At 74.4% G+C, this 18,130-nt stretch carries 13 protein-coding genes; 8 read left to right on the top strand and 5 right to left on the bottom strand.

The window, feature by feature from the left end; genetic code table 11:
* The first annotated feature begins 37 nt into the window (after positions 1–37).
* The 3 genes from ACIOD1_RS11945 to ACIOD1_RS11935 are packed head-to-tail and all read left to right on the top strand — an operon-like array spanning position 38 to position 4,688.
* Positions 38–979, top strand: a complete 942-nt coding sequence (locus tag ACIOD1_RS11945) for an oxygenase MpaB family protein (RefSeq protein ID WP_365611846.1) — start codon at positions 38–40, stop codon at positions 977–979.
* Complete coding sequence (locus tag ACIOD1_RS11940; protein WP_365611849.1) at positions 961–3,081, top strand: serine/threonine-protein kinase; 2,121 nt, start codon at positions 961–963, stop codon at positions 3,079–3,081. Before ACIOD1_RS11945 ends, ACIOD1_RS11940 begins: the two co-directional genes overlap by 19 nt.
* Positions 3,078–4,688 (top strand): phytoene desaturase family protein, encoded by a 1,611-nt coding sequence (locus ACIOD1_RS11935; RefSeq protein WP_401901774.1) that lies wholly within the window; start codon positions 3,078–3,080, stop codon positions 4,686–4,688. The genes ACIOD1_RS11940 and ACIOD1_RS11935 overlap by 4 nt, the downstream gene beginning before the upstream one ends.
* 12 nt (positions 4,689–4,700) lie before the next feature.
* Here ACIOD1_RS11935 and ACIOD1_RS11930 read toward each other — a convergent pair whose 3' ends face one another.
* Positions 4,701–5,141: a nitroreductase family deazaflavin-dependent oxidoreductase gene (locus ACIOD1_RS11930; RefSeq protein ID WP_365611855.1), complete on the bottom strand. Its 441-nt coding sequence runs from the start codon at positions 5,139–5,141 to the stop codon at positions 4,701–4,703.
* Positions 5,142–5,287: 146 nt separating this feature from the next.
* Here ACIOD1_RS11930 and ACIOD1_RS11925 point away from each other — a divergent pair, with 146 nt between their 5' ends.
* Complete coding sequence (locus tag ACIOD1_RS11925) at positions 5,288–5,665, top strand: VOC family protein (protein ID WP_365611858.1); 378 nt, start codon at positions 5,288–5,290, stop codon at positions 5,663–5,665.
* Positions 5,666–5,716: 51 nt separating this feature from the next.
* Here ACIOD1_RS11925 and ACIOD1_RS11920 read toward each other — a convergent pair whose 3' ends face one another.
* Complete coding sequence (locus ACIOD1_RS11920) at positions 5,717–7,543, bottom strand: serine hydrolase (RefSeq protein WP_401901773.1); 1,827 nt, start codon at positions 7,541–7,543, stop codon at positions 5,717–5,719.
* A gap of 146 nt (positions 7,544–7,689) precedes the next feature.
* Between ACIOD1_RS11920 and ACIOD1_RS11915 the strand changes: the two genes are divergently transcribed.
* Together ACIOD1_RS11915 and ACIOD1_RS11910 are read left to right on the top strand one after the other, a co-directional pair.
* Positions 7,690–8,796 carry a nitronate monooxygenase family protein gene (locus ACIOD1_RS11915; protein WP_365611864.1) on the top strand — a complete coding sequence of 369 codons (1,107 nt, stop codon included), beginning with the start codon at positions 7,690–7,692 and terminating at the stop codon, positions 8,794–8,796.
* Positions 8,797–8,900: 104 nt separating this feature from the next.
* Positions 8,901–10,463, top strand: a complete 1,563-nt coding sequence (locus ACIOD1_RS11910; protein WP_365611867.1) for an acyl-CoA synthetase — start codon at positions 8,901–8,903, stop codon at positions 10,461–10,463.
* 53 nt (positions 10,464–10,516) lie between these two features.
* Here ACIOD1_RS11910 and ACIOD1_RS11905 read toward each other — a convergent pair whose 3' ends face one another.
* Positions 10,517–10,909: a hypothetical protein gene (locus ACIOD1_RS11905; protein ID WP_401901772.1), complete on the bottom strand. Its 393-nt coding sequence runs from the start codon at positions 10,907–10,909 to the stop codon at positions 10,517–10,519.
* Positions 10,910–11,261: 352 nt separating this feature from the next.
* On the opposite strand from ACIOD1_RS11905, the gene ACIOD1_RS11900 reads away from it, so the two are divergent.
* On the top strand, positions 11,262–12,437 hold the full coding sequence (locus tag ACIOD1_RS11900) for an ionic transporter y4hA (RefSeq protein ID WP_365611872.1): 1,176 nt from the start codon (positions 11,262–11,264) through the stop codon (positions 12,435–12,437).
* Positions 12,438–12,530: 93 nt separating this feature from the next.
* Here ACIOD1_RS11900 and ACIOD1_RS11895 read toward each other — a convergent pair whose 3' ends face one another.
* Positions 12,531–15,005 carry a penicillin acylase family protein gene (locus ACIOD1_RS11895; protein WP_401901771.1) on the bottom strand — a complete coding sequence of 825 codons (2,475 nt, stop codon included), beginning with the start codon at positions 15,003–15,005 and terminating at the stop codon, positions 12,531–12,533.
* Between the two features lie 190 nt (positions 15,006–15,195).
* Between ACIOD1_RS11895 and ACIOD1_RS11890 the strand changes: the two genes are divergently transcribed.
* Positions 15,196–16,740 carry a fatty acyl-CoA synthetase gene (locus ACIOD1_RS11890; RefSeq protein ID WP_401901769.1) on the top strand — a complete coding sequence of 515 codons (1,545 nt, stop codon included), beginning with the start codon at positions 15,196–15,198 and terminating at the stop codon, positions 16,738–16,740.
* 433 nt (positions 16,741–17,173) lie between these two features.
* Here ACIOD1_RS11890 and ACIOD1_RS11885 read toward each other — a convergent pair whose 3' ends face one another.
* On the bottom strand, positions 17,174–18,058 hold the full coding sequence (locus tag ACIOD1_RS11885; RefSeq protein ID WP_365611878.1) for a YhjD/YihY/BrkB family envelope integrity protein: 885 nt from the start codon (positions 18,056–18,058) through the stop codon (positions 17,174–17,176).
* Positions 18,059–18,130: the final 72 nt, after the last annotated feature.

Here is an 18,130-nt window from a genome sequence, read left to right as displayed (position 1 = left end):
AAGCGGGAACGGCGGTGCGCGAGGCGGGAGGCCGGCGATGGGCACAGCTCCTCACGGCGACGCCGACCCGGGTCTGTACGGGCCCGGGTCGGTGACCTGGCAGTGCCACGGCGACCCCGTCATGTGGATCGCCGGCGTCCGCGCGCTCTACCTCCAGGCCCTGCACCCGCGCGCGGTGCGCGGGGTCATGGAGAACAGCGACTTCCGCAAGGATGCCTGGGGCCGACTGCTGCGGACCGCCGACTTCGTCGGCACCCTCACCTACGGCACCACCGAGTCCGCCGAACGGGCCGGGGCCCGGGTCCGCGCCCTGCACCGCCGACTGTCGGCCACCGACCCGGACACGGGGGAGCGCTTCCCCGTCGACGACCCCGAACTCCTCCTGTGGGTGCACTGCGCCCAGATCGACAGCTTCCTCCACGTCCTGCGCCGCTCCGGCGCGCCCCTCACCCCCGCCCAGGCCGACCGCTACGTCGACGAGAACAGGGTCAACGCCCGCCTCGTCGGCCTCGACCCAGTCGGGGTCCCCGCCGACACCGCCGCGCTGGCCGCGTACTTCGAGGAGGTCCGACCCCGGCTGGCCGCCGGCGCCGACGCACGCGCCGTCGACGACTTCCTGCGCGCCCCGCCCGTCCACCCCCTCCTGGTCCCTGGCCGAAACCTGCTGTGGGGCCCGCTCTCCGCGATCGCTTACGGAACCCTCCCCTCCTGGGCGCACCGGCTCTACGGCCGCCCCGCACCCGACCCACGCGTCGTCACCCGTCGCCTGCGCCTCACCGGCCGCGCCCTGCGCAGCATTCCCGCAGGTCTGCGCTGGCAGCTGCCACCAGGTCACATCTTGAGAGCGATGCGCCGTCTGGGCCCCGGGAGCCGCCCCTCGGCGTACACACTGCGTACATCAGCGGCCATACTGGACCGCCAGGGGAGGGCGCGGGACGACGACGGGGGCGGCTTCAAGACATGGCGGAGTCCAGGCTGATCCAGGGCCGGTACCGGTCACTCGATCTGATCGGGCGCGGCGGCATGGGCGAGGTGTGGCGCGCCCGTGACGAGTCGTTGGGCCGACAGGTCGCGGTGAAGTGCCTCAAGCCCATGGGGCACGAGCAGGACGCTCACTTCACCCAGGTCCTGCGCGAGCGCTTCCGCCGCGAGGCCAGGGTCGCCGCCTCCCTCCAGCACCGGGGCGTCACCGTCGTCCACGACTTCGGCGACGACAGCGCCGCCGGCGGCCCCCTCTACCTGGTCATGGAACTCCTCGAAGGCCGCAACCTCAGCCAGCTGATGGAGGACAACGAGGCCCGCCCGCTGCCCGTGGACATGGTCCTCGACATCGCCGAGCAGATGGCCGCCGCCCTCGGCTACACCCACGACCAGGGCGTCGTCCACCGCGACCTCAAACCGGCCAACATCATGCGCCTCACCGACGGCACCGTGAAGATCTGCGACTTCGGCATCGCCCGGCTCGCCCACGACATCGGATTCACCGCCAAGCTCACCGGCGGCGGCATGGCCATGGGCACCCCGCACTACATGTCGCCCGAACAGATCGCCGGCGGCGAGGTAGACCACCGCAGCGACCTCTACTCCCTCGGCTGCGTCCTCTACGAGATCGCCACCGGCGCCCCGCCCTTCGACCTCGGCGACTCCTGGTCGGTGCTCGTCGGCCACCGGGACAACACGCCCGTACCGCTGCGCGACCACCGTCCCGAACTCCCCGCCCACTTCGACCGGCTCGTCCTGGAACTCCTCGCCAAGCGCCCCGAGGACCGGCCCGGCGACGCCCTCCACCTGCACCGCCGCCTGGTCGAGGCCCGCTTCGGGCCCGCCGGGCCGCCCGCCGAGCCGCTCCCGCTGCCCGACTGGGCCCAAGGCATGACGGCCGGGCGCAAGGCCGGGACCGACGCCCGCCCCGCCAGCGGGGAATGGGCCGTGCTCACCGGATCCTGGACGGCCCCCCGCCCCGCCGCCCCCTCCGTCACCGCGACCGGCACCGCGTACGAGATCCCCCACCCCTCGGTGTCCGGGGAGCAGCGGATCACCCGTCCCGCCCCCACCGAGGACCCCCGGCTCACCACCGCCTACGGGCTCGGGCACCTCACCGGCCCCGCCGGGGCCGCCTCCGCGGACCCCCTCGTCGCCGGCCACACCCGGGCGTACGCCCTCAGCCGGGCCGGCCGCCCCGAGGAGGCCCTCGCCGCGTACGCCGCGGTGGCCCGGGGCCGTACGCGCGCCCTGGGCCCGGACCACGCCGACACCCTCGCCGCGCGCCAGGAGGAGGCGTACGAACTGGGCCGCCTCGGGCGCCACGGCGAGGCCTACGAGATCTACCGCGCGGTCCTCGACGCCCGGATCCGCACCGCCGGTCCGCTCCACCCCGACACCCTGCGCTGCCGGCACAACCTGGCCTGCGCCCTCGGCGCGCTCGGCCGCCACGCCGAGGCCCACGCGGCCGCCGCCGAGGTCGCCGCCGACCGCGCCGCCGTGCTCGGCGGCGAGCACGCGGACACCCTGCTGACCCGCTACGAGGCGGCGTACGCGCTCGGTCGCCTCGGCCGCTGGCAGGAGGCGCTGAGCGCCTTCCGCCAGGTCGCCGCCGTACGCGAACGGGTCCTGGGCCGCGACCACCCCGACTCCCTCGCCGCCCGCTACGAGACCGGCATCGCGCTCGGCCGCACCGGCCGCGCCGCCGAGGCCCTCGACCTGTTCCGCTCCCTGGTCCGCGACCGCACCCGGGCCTACGGCACCGCCGACCCCGAGACCCTGCGCGCCCGGCACGTCCTCGGGGTCAACCTCGGCCGTCTGGAGCGCTGGGAGGAGGCCGTGGCCGAGGCGCGCGAGGTCGGCGCCGCCCGCACCAAGGCCCTGGGCGCCGAGCACGCGGACACCCTGGTCAGCCGCCGGGAACTGGCCGTCGGCCTGGGCCGGCTCGGCCGCTGGGACGAAGCCCTGCCGATCTACCGGGAACTGTCCGGCATCCGCGAACGGTCCCTCGGCGACGAGCACCCCGACACGGTCCTCGCCCACGCCGACGAGGCCCACTGTCTGGAGCGGCTCGCCCAGGTGTGCTACCAAGAGCCATGACAGCCGGCACGGGTCTTCGGGGATTCACACAGGACGTCTACGACGCGGTGATCGTGGGAGGCGGCCACAACGGCCTCGTCGCCGCCGCCTACCTGGCCCGCGCGGGCCGCTCGGTCCTGGTGCTGGAGCGCCTGGGCCACACCGGCGGGGCCGCCGTCTCCACCCGCCCCTTCGCCGGGGTCGACGCCCGCCTCTCGCGTTACTCCTACCTCGTCTCCCTGCTCCCCGCGAAGATGGTCCGGGACCTGGGCCTGAGGTTCCGGGTCCGCCGGCGCACGGTGTCCTCGTACACCCCGCACGCCCGTCCGGGGGCCGACGGCCGCGCCGGCGCCGGCGGGCTGCTCGTCGGGGGCGGCGAGGACCGCACCCGGGAATCCTTCGCCCGCCTCACCGGCTCCGACCGCGAGTACGAGAACTGGCGCGCCTTCCAGGGCGCCACCCGCCGGGTCGCCGAACGCGTCTTCCCCACCCTCACAGAACCGCTGCCCACCCGCGACGCCCTGCGCGCCCGGATCGACGACGAGGCCACCTGGCGGATGCTCTTCGAGGAACCCCTCGGCCGCGCCGTCGAAGCGCACTTCGCCGACGACCTCGTGCGCGGGGTGGTCCTCACCGACGGGCTCATCGGCACCTTCGCCGACGCCCACGACCCCTCGCTCGCCCAGAACCGCTGCTTCCTCTACCACGTCATCGGCGGCGGCACCGGCGACTGGGACGTCCCCGTCGGCGGCATGGGCGCGCTGACCGACGCCCTGGCCGACTGCGCGCGGACGGCCGGAGCGGAGATCGTCACCGGCCACGAGGTGCTGCGGATCGACACGGACGGCGCCGGCCCGGCCGAGGTCGCCTTCCGCACGTCGGCCGGGGAGGGCACCGTCACCGGGCACACCGTCCTCGTCAACGCCTCGCCCCGGGCCCTCGCCGGCTTCCTCGGCGAGGACCCGGACGCGGCCGGACCGCCGCCCGAGGGGGCCCAGCTCAAGGTCAACATGCTGCTCAGCCGGCTGCCGAGGCTCCGCGACACCTCCGTCGCCCCGCACGAGGCCTTCGGCGGCACCTTCCACGTCGCCGAGGGGTACGAGCAGCTGCGGCGCGCCCACGCCGAGGCCGCCGCCGGGGAACTGCCCTCCGTACCGCCCTCGGAGATCTACTGCCACAGCCTGACCGACCCCTCGATCCTGGGTCCGGAACTGACCGCGGAGGGCTACCAGACCCTCACCCTGTTCGGACTGCACACCCCCGCCCGGCTGTTCGAGAAGGACGACCGGCAGACCCGTGAGGTGCTGCTGGCCGCCACCCTCGCCCAACTGGACGAACACCTCGCGGAGCCGCTCACCGACTGTCTGGCCTTCGACGAGGACGGCCGCCCCTGCATCGAGGCGAAGACCCCCCTCGACCTGGAACGCGAACTGCGCCTGCCCGGCGGGCACATCTTCCACCGCGACCTGTCCTGGCCCTACGCGCCCCCGGGAGCCGACGGGGCGGGCCGTTGGGGCGTGGAGACCGCCCACCGCAACGTCCTGCTGTGCGGTGCGGGGGCGGTGCGCGGCGGTGGGGTCAGCGGGATCCCGGGCCACAACGCCGCGATGGCGGCGCTGGGCCACTGACCGGCGGACCCGTCAGGCGGACTCGATGACGACGATCGGGATCTCCCGGTCGGTCTTGGCCTGGTACTCGTCGTACGCGGGCCAGTGCTTGGTCATCAGCGGCCAGAGCACGGAGCGCTCCTCGGAGGTCGCGGTGCGCGCGGTGCCCTGGACCACCTTCGGGCCGACCTGGACGCGGACCCGCGGGTCGGCCGAGAGGTTCCGGTACCAGAGCGGGGCCTCGTCGGCGCCGCCCTTCGAGGCGACGACGAGATAGCGGCCGCCCTCCTCCCCGTAGATGAGCGGGGTGCGCACGGCCTGTCCGGAGACCCGGCCCACGGTGGTCAGCAGCAGGGTCTGGGTGCCCTGCCAGTACTGGCCCTCGGCGCCGTTCGAGGAGACGTACAGCTTGACGTGGTCCAGCTGCCAGCCGGCCTTGGGATCCTTGGGGTGGTCCCAGTCGATGTCGGTCACGATGCGTACCCACCTTCGTGTTGAACGGTCAACAGCCTCGACAACGAGTGTCAACGCCCCCGGATACGCCCCGCATTCCGGCCGTCCGGGTGAACCCCGCGCGGCAGCGTCCCCGGGGCCGCGGGGGTCGGTCGTAGGCTCCCGGCATGATCGCCGAACTCCAGTGCGTGGTGCTCGACTGCCCGGAGCCGCTGCGGCTCGCCGCGTTCTACGCGGACCTGTTGGGCGGGGAGGTCGACCGGCCGGACCCGCGCTGGTCGGTGGACGAGGAGTGGGTCACCCTCCACCTGCCGAGCGGGCAGGTGCTCGCCTTCCAGGCGGCTCCCGGGCACCTCGCGCCGACCTGGCCCGACCCGCGGCGCCCGCAGCAGTTCCACCTGGACCTCGCCGTCCCGGACCTCGACCGGGGCCAGGAGGAGGTCCTGGCCCGGGGCGCCGTCCTCCTCGAACAGGGGCCGCCCGGCCGCGACTGGCGGGTCTTCGCCGACCCGGCGGGCCACCCCTTCTGCCTGGTCCGGGGCTGACCGACCGGGCCGCGCCTGCCGGTCGCCCGCGTCCGCGCCCGCCGGGCGCCGTCAGTCCGTCGAGCGGGACCAGCCCGTCGACTCGATGCGGGCGGCGTCCCGCGGCCGGTCCTCGGCGAACAGGAGGCGGGCCGGTTCGGCCACCCGCAGGACGTCCACGTAGACGCCCCGCCCCACGTAACGTCCCGTCGCGGAGTGCCGGAAGCGGAGTCTGACCTCGCGCCCCGCCCAGGTGGTGAGCGGGGCCTCCAGGCGGTGCCAGACCCGGCCCGACCAGCCGCCCGCGCTGCCCTGCGGCCAGGACTCCGGGGTCCCGCCGGTGGTGCGGACGGTGGTGAAGGGGAGGGGCTCCCAGGTCAGCCCGTCGGCGGAGGCCTCCAGGTGGAAGGCGCCCGCCCCGGGAACGGTGTCCCACCACACGGCGCACCGCAGTCCGGCCCGCGCCGTGGTCGGGGTGAGCGGCGGGAGGGTCAGGGTGCCGGAGCCGCCCGTCTCCATCCCGGAGTACCAGGCCGGGCCGCCGTGCCGGGTGCGGACGGGCACGGCCCGCGCGAAGCGGTTGCCGGTCGCCACCCGGGGCGCACTGCCGGCCCGCCAGGTCCGCACGGGGTGGACGGAGTTGCCGAGGAGGACGAGGAAGGAGTCGGTGGAGGGGTCCAGGACCAGGGAGGTGCCGGTGAAGCCGGTGTGCCCGGCGGAGTGCGGGGTGGCCATGGCGCCCATGTACCAGTGCTGGTAGAGCTCGAAGCCCAGGCCGTGGTCGTCACCCGGGAAGGCGGTGTTGTAGTCGGTGAAGAGCAGCTCGACGGAGGCGGGGCGCAGGATGCGCCGGCCCGCGTAGGCCCCGCCGTCGAGCAGGGCGCGGGAGAGGACGGCCAGGTCCCAGGCGGTGCCGAAGACCCCGGCGTGGCCCGCGATCCCGCCGAGGGCGTACGCGTTCTCGTCGTGGACCTCCCCCCAGACGAGCCCCCGGTCCAGGCCCGACCAGGGCGGGCGCTGCACCTCGGTGGCGGCCGTGACCCGCCGCCAGGACAGCGGGGGGTTGTAGCGCGTGCGGTGCATCCCGAGCGGAGCGGTGATCTCGTCGTGGAGCAGCACGTCCAGCGTGCGGCCGGTGATCCGTTCCAGGAGCAGTTGGAGCGCGATGAGGTTGAGGTCCGAGTACCGGTACACCGTCCCCGGCGTGTCCTGTGGCCGCACCGACCACAGGAGCCTCAGCTGCCCCTCCCGGGTGGACTCCTGGTAGAAGGGGGCCCAGGAGCGCAGCCCCGAGGTGTGCGTGAGCAACTGCCGTACGGTGACGACCTCCTTGCCCCCTCCGGTGAACTCCGGCAGGTACCGGCGGACCGGCGCCTCCAGCTCCAGGCGGCCCCGCTCCATCTGCTGCACGGCCAGGATGGAGGTGAACAACTTGCTCAGGGAGGCCAGGTCGAAGACGGTGTCCTCGGCCATCGCGATCCGCTCCGCCGCCGGGTACTCGCTGGGCCGCCCGGTGTGCCCGTCGAAGTCCGAGTACCGCACCGCGTCGCCCATCGCCCGGTGCAGGGCGACCGTGCGGCCCCGGCCGGCGAGGACCACGGCCCCCGCGTAGTAGGGGTGTTCGGGGGAGGGGCCCAGGAAGCGCCGGGCCTCGTCCGCGACCCCCTCCAGGTGCCGCTCCAGCAACCCCGCCTGCCGTGCGGAGCCGTACCGCAGGCGCAGCCCCTGCAGGGCCCGCCGTTCGGCCGCGCCGCCGGGCGCCGCCCCCGCGCCCTGCCCGGGCAGCGCGGCGTGCAGGACGAGCACCCCGCCCAACGCCAGCAGGCGCGCCCCGAGCCGTCTGCGGCTCGGCCCGCCACCGCTCGCGACCGCCCGTGTTCCCGTACCCGAACCGCCCATGTCCGGCCCTCCTGTTCTGCCCGCGCACGCTACTGGCTATCTGCCCGCCCGCCGCACACCCTTCGCACCGACCGGCCGTCAAAGAATCTGACACAGCATCAGAAAATCTCTTCCCTCGGCCGCCGCCCTGCGGCATCCTCACCGCCATGGAGACGGAGCTGAGCAAGAAACTGGGAGTCGAGCACGCCATCTTCGGCTTCACGCCCTTCCCGGCGGTCGCCGCGGCCATCACCCGCGCGGGTGGATTCGGTGTCCTCGGAGCCGTCCGCTACACCGCTCCGGACGACCTCAGGCGCGATCTGGACTGGATGCAGGCCCACACCGACGGCAAGCCCTACGGCCTCGACGTGGTCATGCCCGCCAAGAAGGCCGTGGACGGGGTCAGTGAGGCCGACATCGAGGCGATGATCCCGGCGGCACACCGCGCCTTCGTCCGCGACACCCTGGCCAAGCACCACGTACCCGAACTGGCCGAGGGCGAGGCCTCGGGCTGGCGGATCACCGGGTGGATGGAACAGGTGGCCCGCAACCAGCTCGACGTCGCCTTCGACTACCCCGTCAAACTCCTGGCGAACGCGCTGGGTTCCCCGCCCGCCGACGTCATCGCCCGCGCCCACGACCACGGCGTGCTCGTCGCCGCCCTCGCCGGCAGCGCCAAGCACGCCCGCCGGCACGCCGAGGCCGGCATCGACGTCGTCGTCGCCCAGGGCTACGAGGCGGGCGGCCACACCGGGGACATCGCCACCATGGTCCTGGTCCCCGAGATCGTCGAGGCCGTCGCCCCGCTCCCGGTCCTCGCCGCCGGCGGCATCGGCAGCGGCGAGCAGATCGCCGCGGGCCTCGCCCTCGGCGCCCAGGGGGCCTGGCTCGGCTCCCTCTGGCTCACCACCACTGAGGCCGACCTGCACTCCCGGGCCCTCACCGAGAAGCTCCTCGCGGCCGGCTCCGGCGACACCGTCCGCTCCCGTGCGCTGACCGGCAAGCCCGCCCGCCAACTGCGCACCGAGTGGACCGACGCCTGGGACGACCCGGAGGGCCCCGGCGCGCTCCCCATGCCGCTCCAGGGGCTCCTCGTCGCCGAGGCGGTCTCCCGGATCCAGAAGTACGAGGTCCAGCCGCTGCTGGGCACCCCCGTCGGGCAGATCGTCGGCCGGATGAACTCCGAACGCGGCGTCCAGGCCGTCTTCGACGAACTGACCGCCGGCTTCGAGCGCGCCATCGACCGCGTCAACCGCATCGCCGGCCGGGCCTGAGACGTCCACGGCCGGAGGCGGACCGCCCGAGGCGTCCACCGCCTGAGGGTGTCCACGCCCCGAGGCGTCCCCCACACCCCGCCACCGAGAGGAGCCCGACCGCCATGACAGACCCGCAGGCCCAGCCCCCCAACGGCTTCTGGGCGCAGGCCACCGCCGAACCCGACCGGATCGTCCTGGTGGCCCCCGACGGCGAGGAGTGGTCCGCCGGACGCCTGCACGCCGACGTCAACCGCCTCGTCCACGGGCTGCGCGCCGCCGGGCTGGAGCGCGGCGACGTCTTCGCCGTGGTCCTCCCCAACGGCGTCGAGTTCCTCACGGCCTACCTCGCCGCCTCCCAGGCCGGCTTCTACCTCGTCCCCGTCAACCACCACCTGGTCGGCCCCGAGATCGCCTGGATCGTCGCCGACTCCGGGGCCAAGGTGCTCATCGCGCACGAGCGGTTCGGCGCCGCCGCGACCTCCGCCGCCGACGAGGCGGACCTGCCCGCCGACCGTCGCTACGCCGTCGGGGCCGTGCCCGGCTTCCGCCCGTACGCCGACCTCCTGGAGGGCCGGCCGGACGCGCCCCCGCGGGACCGCACCCTCGGCTGGGTCATGAACTACACCTCCGGCACCACCGGCCGCCCGCGCGGGATCCGCCGCCCGCTGCCCGGCAGGCTCCCCGAGGAGACGTACCTCGGCGGCTTCCTCGGGATCTTCGGCATCCGTGCCTTCGACGGCAACGTGCACCTGGTCTGCTCGCCGCTGTACCACACGGCCGTGCTCCAGTTCGCCGGCGCGTCCCTGCACATCGGGCACCCGTTGGTGCTGATGGACAAGTGGGACCCCGAGGACATGCTCCGGCTCATCGACCGGCACTCCTGCACCCACACCCACATGGTCCCCACCCAGTTCCACCGCCTCCTCGCCCTCCCGCAACAGGTCAAGGACGCCTACGACGTCTCCTCCATGCGGCACGCCATCCACGGCGCCGCCCCCTGCCCCGACCACGTCAAGCGGGCGATGATCGACTGGTGGGGTCGCTGCGTGGAGGAGTACTACGCGGCCAGCGAGGGCGGCGGGGCCTTCGCCACGGCCGAGGACTGGCTCAAGAAGCCCGGCACCGTCGGCAAGGCCTGGCCGATCAGCGAACTGGCCGTCTTCGACGACGACGGCGAGCGGCTGGCCCCCGGCGAACTCGGCACCGTCTACATCAAGATGAACACCGGTGGCTTCAGCTACCACAAGGACGAGGGCAAGACGAGGAAGAACCGCATCGGTGACTTCTTCACCGTCGGCGACCTCGGGATCCTCGACGAGGAGGGCTACCTCTTCCTCCGCGACCGCAAGATCGACATGATCATCTCCGGCGGGGTGAACATCTACCCGGCCGAGATCGAGTCCGCCCTGCTCACCCACCCGGCGGTCGCCGACGCCGCGGCCTTCGGCATCCCGCACGACTCCTGGGGCGAGGAGGTCAAGGCCGTCATCGAGCCCGCCGAGGGCTTCGAGGCGGGGGAGGCGCTGGCCGCCGAGATCCTCCACCACTGCGAACGGCAGCTCGCGGGCTACAAGCGCCCCAAGTCCGTCGACTTCATCGAGACGATGCCGCGCGACCCGAACGGCAAGCTGTACAAGCGCCGCCTGCGCGACCCCTACTGGGAGGGCCGCGCCCGCGCGGTGTGACGCCGTCAGGGGTACCGGCCCGCCCGCACGGGGGCCGGTACCCGTACGACCGGTCAGGCCGTGACGGCCCAACCCGGCGGGCCGCCGACGATCCGGACCTCGCAGTCGGCCGTGTTCGACTCGAAGAACTCCCGGCCGCCGTTCACCAGGCACCGGTACACGGGCACGCTGCCCACCCCGGCCGGCGGGTAGGCGTGGATCCAGCCCAGCCGGGTGACGTAGGCCTGGCCCTCGCAACCGACCTCCGTCGAGATGAAGTTGTCCCCGCGCACCACGCACAGGTAGAGCGGGTGCGTGCCCTCGGTCGGCGCCGTGTACAGCAGGCCGAGGCCGCCCTCGCGCGCGCAGCCGTCCGGGACGTGCCACACGCTGCTCAGGCGGTCACGGGTGCCCTTGAGGTAGCGGTCGAGGGAGAGCCTGGGAGCCGCCACGACGGGCTCGCCCACACAGGTCACCTCGCGCGTCGAGGTCCAGGAGCCGCCGGTCCCCGGGAAGTCCGTGCCGTTGGTGACCGGTACCCCGGGCCCGTGGGCGATGGAATGCCCCTGGTACCGCCGAGCGGGCGGTATGCGCTGTCGCCACGGCCCCGCGGCCGTCCACCGACGCCGCGGCCGACGACCAGGAGTTCCGCCTCGGCAGCTCTTCGGCCGATCCGGGGTCCACACGCGGCCGCCGCCGACCGCGCGGCACCCCGCGGAGCCCCGCCACGCCCGGGGCCGGCGTGAGAAGTGCCACGTCGGCGACCCGGAGGCGTGCCGTGCACCGCACCGGGGGGACACTTCTGGCAAGTTGGCTGATATGAGTACGGCAACGCGCAGATCACCCCTGACCGACTGGACCATCGTGGTCCCCGTGGTGGCGCTCGTCGCGCTCGCCCTCAGCTGGGGACGCGACCTGCCCGCACTCGCGGTGGTCCTCGTCTCCCTCTGTCTCGCGGGGGCGGTGCTCGCCGCCGTCCACCACGCCGAGGTGGTCGCCCACCGGGTCGGCGAACCCTTCGGCTCGCTCGTCCTCGCCGTCGCGGTCACCGTCATCGAAGTCGCCCTCATCATCACCCTGATGGCCGACGGCGGGGACAAGACCGCCTCCCTGGCCCGCGACACCGTCTTCGCGGCGGTCATGATCACCTGCAACGGGATCGTCGGCATCTCGCTGCTCGTGGGCGCCCTGCGCAACCGGGTCGCCGTCTTCAACGCCGAGGGCTCCGGCGCGGCCCTCGCCACGGTCGCCACCCTCGCCGTCCTCAGCCTGGTGCTCCCGACCTTCACCACCAGCAAGCCCGGACCGGAGTTCTCCAGCGCGCAGCTCACCTTCGCCGCCTGCGCCTCGCTCGCCATCTACGGGCTGTTCATCGCGGTCCAGACCGTCCGCCACCGGGACTACTTCCTGCCCGTGGACACGAGCCCCGCCGCCGGGACCGCCCGACCCGCCGGGACCACCGGACCCGCCGAAGTCGCCCGCCCCGCCGAGGCCGCCCGCCCCGCCGGCGAGGACGACTCCCACGCGGATCCGCCCACCTCCCGGGCCGCCCTCGTCAGCCTCGGGCTGCTCATGGTCGCCCTCGTGGCGGTGGTCGGCGACGCCAAGGCCGTCTCCCCGACCATCGAGAAGGGCGTGGCCGAGGCCGGACTGCCCAACGCCGTCGTCGGTGTGATCATCGCCCTGCTCGTCCTGGCGCCCGAGACCCTCGCCGCGGTCCGCGCCGCCCGCCGCGACCGCGTCCAGACCAGCCTCAACCTGGCCTACGGCTCCGCCATCGCCAGCATCGGCCTGACCATCCCCGCCATCGCGCTGGCCTCCATCTGGCTCACCGGGCCGCTGCTCCTCGGCCTCGGGGCGATCCACATGGTGCTGCTCGCGCTCACCGTGGTGGTCAGCGCCCTCACCCTCGCACCCGGCCGCGCCACCCTCCTCCAGGGCGGGGTGCACATCGTGCTGCTGGCCGCGTACCTGTTCCTGGCCGTCAGCCCGTAGCCCCGTAGCCGCGTGGCCCCGTGGCGCCGAGACCCCGCGCACCGGGCGAGCCGACCGGCCCCCTCCCGTACGCGGGAGGGGGCCGGTCCGTCGTCAGCGCCTCTCGCGCGGCCACACCACCTTCAGCCGGGGCGAGGTCAGGATGTCCCGCTCGCAGAACCGCGAGGTCACCCACCGCTCCTGGGAGAACAGCCGGGTCTGGTCGGCGTGGAAGGGCGAGTCCGGGTTCGAGGACTGCCCGTACGTCAACACCGTGCGCGCCACCGGGCAGCGGCCCCCGTCCCAGCCGACGGCCTGCATGTGGCTGGAGCCGTGCACGACCTCCGGGTAGCCGCCGGCCGCCGCGTCCCAGGGAGCCTCGATCTTGTTCCAGACGCCGAGCGCCTCCGTGCCGCCGCCCACCGGCAGCCTCTCCCCGCCGCGTACCACGAACTGGTGCTCGCCCAACGGGGCGTCCAACGCGATCCCCGCCGTCCGCAGCTCGGCCACCGCGTCCGCCAGCGCCCGCTCGATCCCGGGCGCCGCCCGGTTGAGCGTACGAGGGGTGTGGACCGGGTCCGTCGGCGAGAACGGCACCAGCCACAGGTCCTTGGCCGGGGTCGAGGCGGTCAACCTGCGCCAGAACCGGTCGAACAACAGCGCGCCACGGCTGGCGGAATCGGCCGTGCGGTCCCAGTCCGCCAGGACCGCGCAGGCCGCCGACACGTCCACCGGGGCGCCCCCGCCGCCGGTCGCCGAACCGCCGGGCAGCTCCGCACAGGCCTTCGCGGAATCGGCCGCCGCCAGGTCACCGACCGGAACCCGGTTCGCGTACTGCTGGCGTTCCAGGTCGCGTACGGTCAGGCCGCCGCGCGCGGCCATCGCCGACACGTCCTCCAGCGCCCCGCGGGTGCGCGCCGAACGCGGGGTGTCCACCGTGCCCCAGATCCGCTCGTAGCCGGTCAGGGGCCGGTCCCCGTTGGCCAGCCAGGCGCTGTCGTTGGAGTTCTCGGCGTACGCGGCGTCCCGCAGCGTCGGCGCCTTCCCCGGGCCGAACACCCCGGGCTGCACCGCGTCCGGGTCCGAGCCGAGCGCGCAGTCCCCCCGCGCCCCGTCCAGCACGGCCAGACCGGAGGTCGGGTACGTGGCCCGGCCGAGCGGCGTGGAACACCGCGCGACCAGCTCGTCGGTGATCCGGGGCAGGACCTGGGACTGGGTGAAGAGGGTGCCGCCCGCCGCGTCGGCGGCCACCGTGTTGACCCAGGGCAGGCCCTGCGTCCGCTTCAGGGCGTCCTGGACCCCGGCGACCGAGCGGGCCCTGCCCATCGCGAGGGCCGAGTCCGAGGCGCGCAGGTTGGCCGCGTTGGGGTCGTTGAGGGCGTAGGCGGTGGCGGCGGTCCACGGCAGCGGAAGCCCCGCTCCGAGGTTCGAGACCACCGGCCCGTACCGGGTCCACCACTGGCTCCGCACGACCGTGCCCCCGCCGGACACCGGGACGGAGACCTTCCGCTCCGTCATCCGTTCCGGCCTGCCGTCGACCAGGTAGGCGGTGGGATCGGCCGGTTCCAGCGCCAGTTGGTGCAGGTTGATCGGGGTGCCGGTGGCCACCGTGTGGCTCCAGGCCACCTTCTCGTTGAAGCCGATGTTCACCGCGACGGTGCCCAGGAGCGAGCCGCCCGAGACGTTCAGCTCGCCCGGGATGGACTGCTGCGACTGCCAGAACCGGCGCCCGCCCTGCCAGGGGTAGTGCGGATTGCCCAGGAGGAGGCCCTTGCCGTTCGCCGTGGCCGACCCCGCGAAGGCCACCGCGTTGGAGCCCATGTCGTAGCGGCCGGTGTCGAACAACTGCCGCGCCGCCTCGGCGGCCTTCCCCGGATCGGGATCGGGATCGGCGGAGCCGGCTCCGGGGGTGGCACCGGCTCCGGCGGTGGGGCGGCCCGGCGGCGCGGCCGCCGTGATGCCGTCGACCCCGCGGCCCTCACCGCCGAGCACCGAGACCGCGTACCCCCGCGCGGCCACGTCGGTCGCGGTCACCGGACGCACCCAGCCGGCGCCCGCGCAGGTGGGGTCGGTGACCCGGTTCTGGGCGATCCAGGCGTTGTACCCGGCCGCCCAGCCCCGCATCAGCTCCCGGACGTCCTTCGAGGGGCCGGCCGGGGCGGGCGCGGCGAGCAGTTTCTCCACCGTCCCGGCCTCCCGTACGCCCTTGAAGTACAGGTCGCTGGACAGGTTGGTGGCCGCCGAGGAGAGCGAGAGGTCGGTCACGGCCTGCGGCCCGAACCAGCGCGAGCGCTCCCCGGAGACCGTCAGGAACCCGTCGGCCAGCACACAGACCTGGTCGGCGGCCTGGGCCCAGCCGGTGCCGAACCCGAGGTTCGCGTAGTCCCGGGCCAGGATGTGCGGAACGCCGTACTCGGTGTAGCGGATGACGGCGGACAGACCGCCGCCGGACGGGGCGACGCCCGGATCGGGGGCCGCGGCGGCGTCGGCCCCCGGCGTCGCGGCGGTCGCGGCGAGCAGGGCGGCGCCGGTGAGCGCGAACCTGCGCAGGAGCGCGCGGGTGCGGCGGCGGCCATCGGATAAGAGCAACGTACCTCCCAAGTAGCCCGATCCACGGGCCCCTTCGCCCGGGAAACGGCCGGTTGCTGCGTGCCCCCACACTCACGCAGCCACCCGGCGCCCTGTCAACAGCCCCTCGGACACGGTCGACGGCCCCGAAGCGCACCCGGTCGGCGCACCGATCTTGACCCCGGCGGCGCGCCGGGGCGAGGATCGCGCCATGACGGCAGTGCGGCACCAGACGGTCGACGGACTCCTGCGCGGCAGCGCCCGACGGGTGCCCGACCGGCCCGCCGTCCGGTACCGCGACCGGACCTGGACGTACGCCGAACTCGACGCGGCGGTCTCCGCCGGTGCCTCCGTGCTCCGCGAGGGCCACGGACTGCTCGCCGGGGACCGGGTCGCGACCTTCGCGCACAACAGCGACGCCTACCTGATCGCCTTCCTGGCCTGCGCCCGGGCCGGACTCGTCCACGTCCCCGTCAACCAGAACCTCACCGGCGAGGACCTCGCGCACATCCTCGGCGACTGTGACAGCGCCCTCGTCCTCGCCGATCCCGACCTGGCGCCCCGGGTCCCGGACGGGCACGTCGTACGACCGCTGCGCGACGCGCCCGATGCCTTCCTGACGGAGCTGACGGAACTGACGGAACCGACGGGGTCGACGCGGCCGGCGGGAGCGGCGGGGTCCGTCCCGTACGAGCCGTCCGAGGACCCGGACGCCCTCGTCCAACTGCTCTACACCTCCGGCACCACCGCCCTGCCGAAGGGCGCGATGATGACCCACCGGGCCCTGGCGCACGAGTACGAGAGCGCGATCGACGCCCTGGACCTGGCCGAGGAGGACCTGCCCGTCCACTCGCTGCCGCTCTACCACTCGGCGCAGACCCACGTGTTCCTGCTGCCCTACCTGGCGGTGGGCGCGCGCAACACCATCCTGGACGGGCCGGTCGCCCGGGACGTCTTCGACCTGGTGGAAGCCGGCCTCGCCGACAGCCTGTTCGCGCCGCCGACCGTCTGGATCGCCCTCGCCAACCACCCCGAGTTCGACACGCGGGACCTGAGGGCGCTGCGCAAGGCGTACTACGGCGCGTCGATCATGCCGGTCCCGGTACTGGAGCGGCTGCGCGCCCGGCTGCCCGGGATCCGCTTCCACAACTGCTTCGGGCAGAGCGAGATCGGCCCCCTGGCCACGGTCCTGGGACCGGACGAACACGAGGGCCGGATGGACTCCTGCGGTCGGCCGGTGCGCCACGTGGAGGCCAAGGTCGTCGACGCCGACGGCGCGGACGTTCCCGACGGCACCGCGGGCGAGGTCGTCTACCGCTCCCCGCAGCTGTGCCTGGGCTACTGGAACGACGCGGAGGCCACGAAGAAGGCCTTCCGCGACGGATGGTTCCGCTCCGGGGACCTCGCGGTACGCGACCCCGAGGGGTACTTCACCGTCGTCGACCGGGTGAAGGACGTCATCAACTCGGGCGGGGTCCTCGTCGCCTCCCGGCAGGTCGAGGACGTGCTCTACGCCCACCCCGGGGTCGCGGAGGCGGCCGTGGTCGGACTGCCCGACGCGCGGTGGATCGAGGCCGTCACGGCGGTGGTGGTGCCGCGCGGGGAGGTGACGGAGGCGGAGCTGATGACGTACGCCCGGGAGAGGCTCGCCCACTTCAAGGCGCCCAAGCGGGTGCTCTTCGTGGAATCGCTGCCCCGCAACGCGAGCGGCAAGATCCTCAAGCGCGAACTGCGGGACCGCTTCACCGCCGGCTGACGCTCCGACCGACCCGCCCGCCGACACTTCTGCCGCCGTGGGCGCCCGGCGGCGGGCCGTACGCATCCCTCGGGCGTACGGTCCGCCGGGCATCGGGCCGGACCCGGTCCGGCCGGCGTGCGCGTCGGGGTGGGAGCGGTCGGGCCCCACCCCGGCGTCCGGCCGCCACCCCGGCGTCCGGCCGCCACCGAGAAGTCGGAGCCCGGCGGGTCGCCGGGATCCGAGCCGCCGGCCGGCGCGATCCCCGGTTCGGGGCCGGTGCGCGCCGTGCCGACCGCTCGACCGGAACACTGCCGGCCCCCGCGAACGGCCCCCTAACGAACGCCTAACGCCCCTGCGCGGGCACGCCGGCGGCGTCGGCCACTGCTTGATCCGAATGGCCGGGTCACGCGCCGGGCGGGTCACGCGCCGGGCGGGTCACGCGCCGGGCGGGTCACGCGCCGGGCGGGTCCGCGCTGGGCGGTTCCGCGCCGCCCGGGTCCGCGCCGGGCGGGTCCTCCACGGGCACCAAGCCGCAGCGTTGGAGCCTGCGCAGGGTGAGGTGTTCGTGGAGCATGCGGCCCACCAGCGCCCCGCCGTAGACCACGAAGCCGACGCCGACCAGCCAGGACTGGACGACCAGCAGGGTGCCGAAGGGGCCGTAGGTGACGGCGTTCGACGCGATCAGCGGGGAGAAGACCAACTGGGAGAAGAGGCGCAGGCCGAGCAGGCCCACGCTGGTGGCCACCGCCCCGGGCAGCAGGGCCCGCCAGCGGACCCGCCCGCCCAGCAGCAGCCGCCCCGAGGTCCAGAAGAATCCGCAGGTGCCGACCACATCGCCGAGGGTGCCCGCCATCGTGCCGATGGCGTCGTCGGACGGGGCGGGGATCACGACGAGCAGGGCGAGGTAGCAGACCAGCATGGCCAGCCAGACGACGTGCCGCCACATGGTGTGCCAGCGGGCCGTCGGCAGGTCCCACACCTTCTCGTAGCCGGTCTGCACGGCGGAGCCGAAGGTCAGGCCGAACACGGCGAGGGCGGCGAGCCCGAACGCCGTCGTCCGCTCCAGTGCCAGGTCGGCGGCCCCGAACAGCATCTCGACCCGGGCCCGGGAGGAGGCCGTGACCCCGAGGGCCTGGCCCAGCCAGCGGCCGAAGCCCGAACCGCTGCCCGGGGCCGCGGCCGCCACGACCACCAGGAGCGGCACGAGGGTGAGGAAGCCGAGGGCCGCGAAGCCCATCGCCCGGTGCATCAGCTCGATCTCCCGGCCGCGGCTCCACGCCAGTCCGGCCGGGGAGCCCTGGAGCCGGTCGTGGAGCCGCCGCAGGGTCGAGGTCACGCCCCCACCCCTACCCGGCCCGACCCGTCACCTCCCGGAAGCCCGCCGGAAGTGAGCCCGAAGGGGTGGTTT

The sequence above is a fragment of the Streptomyces sp. NPDC088097 genome, from assembly GCF_044741845.1.
GTDB lineage: Bacteria > Actinomycetota > Actinomycetes > Streptomycetales > Streptomycetaceae > Streptomyces.
Note: the sequence above shows the minus strand (reverse complement) of the source record. Positions and strands in the feature narration are given on the sequence as shown.

What these genes read in the sequence shown, in the direction of transcription:
- ACIOD1_RS11890 (WP_401901769.1), top strand. Translation starts at nt 15,196, where the DNA reads ATGACGGCAGTGCGGCACCAGACGGTCGACGGACTCCTGCGCGGCAGC.
- ACIOD1_RS11945 (WP_365611846.1), top strand. Translation starts at nt 38, where the DNA reads ATGGGCACAGCTCCTCACGGCGACGCCGACCCGGGTCTGTACGGGCCC.
- ACIOD1_RS11940 (WP_365611849.1), top strand. Translation starts at nt 961, where the DNA reads ATGGCGGAGTCCAGGCTGATCCAGGGCCGGTACCGGTCACTCGATCTG.
- ACIOD1_RS11920 (WP_401901773.1), bottom strand. Translation starts at nt 7,543, where the DNA reads ATGGGCGGTTCGGGTACGGGAACACGGGCGGTCGCGAGCGGTGGCGGG.
- ACIOD1_RS11910 (WP_365611867.1), top strand. Translation starts at nt 8,901, where the DNA reads ATGACAGACCCGCAGGCCCAGCCCCCCAACGGCTTCTGGGCGCAGGCC.
- ACIOD1_RS11935 (WP_401901774.1), top strand. Translation starts at nt 3,078, where the DNA reads ATGACAGCCGGCACGGGTCTTCGGGGATTCACACAGGACGTCTACGAC.
- ACIOD1_RS11900 (WP_365611872.1), top strand. Translation starts at nt 11,262, where the DNA reads ATGAGTACGGCAACGCGCAGATCACCCCTGACCGACTGGACCATCGTG.
- ACIOD1_RS11915 (WP_365611864.1), top strand. Translation starts at nt 7,690, where the DNA reads ATGGAGACGGAGCTGAGCAAGAAACTGGGAGTCGAGCACGCCATCTTC.
- ACIOD1_RS11925 (WP_365611858.1), top strand. Translation starts at nt 5,288, where the DNA reads ATGATCGCCGAACTCCAGTGCGTGGTGCTCGACTGCCCGGAGCCGCTG.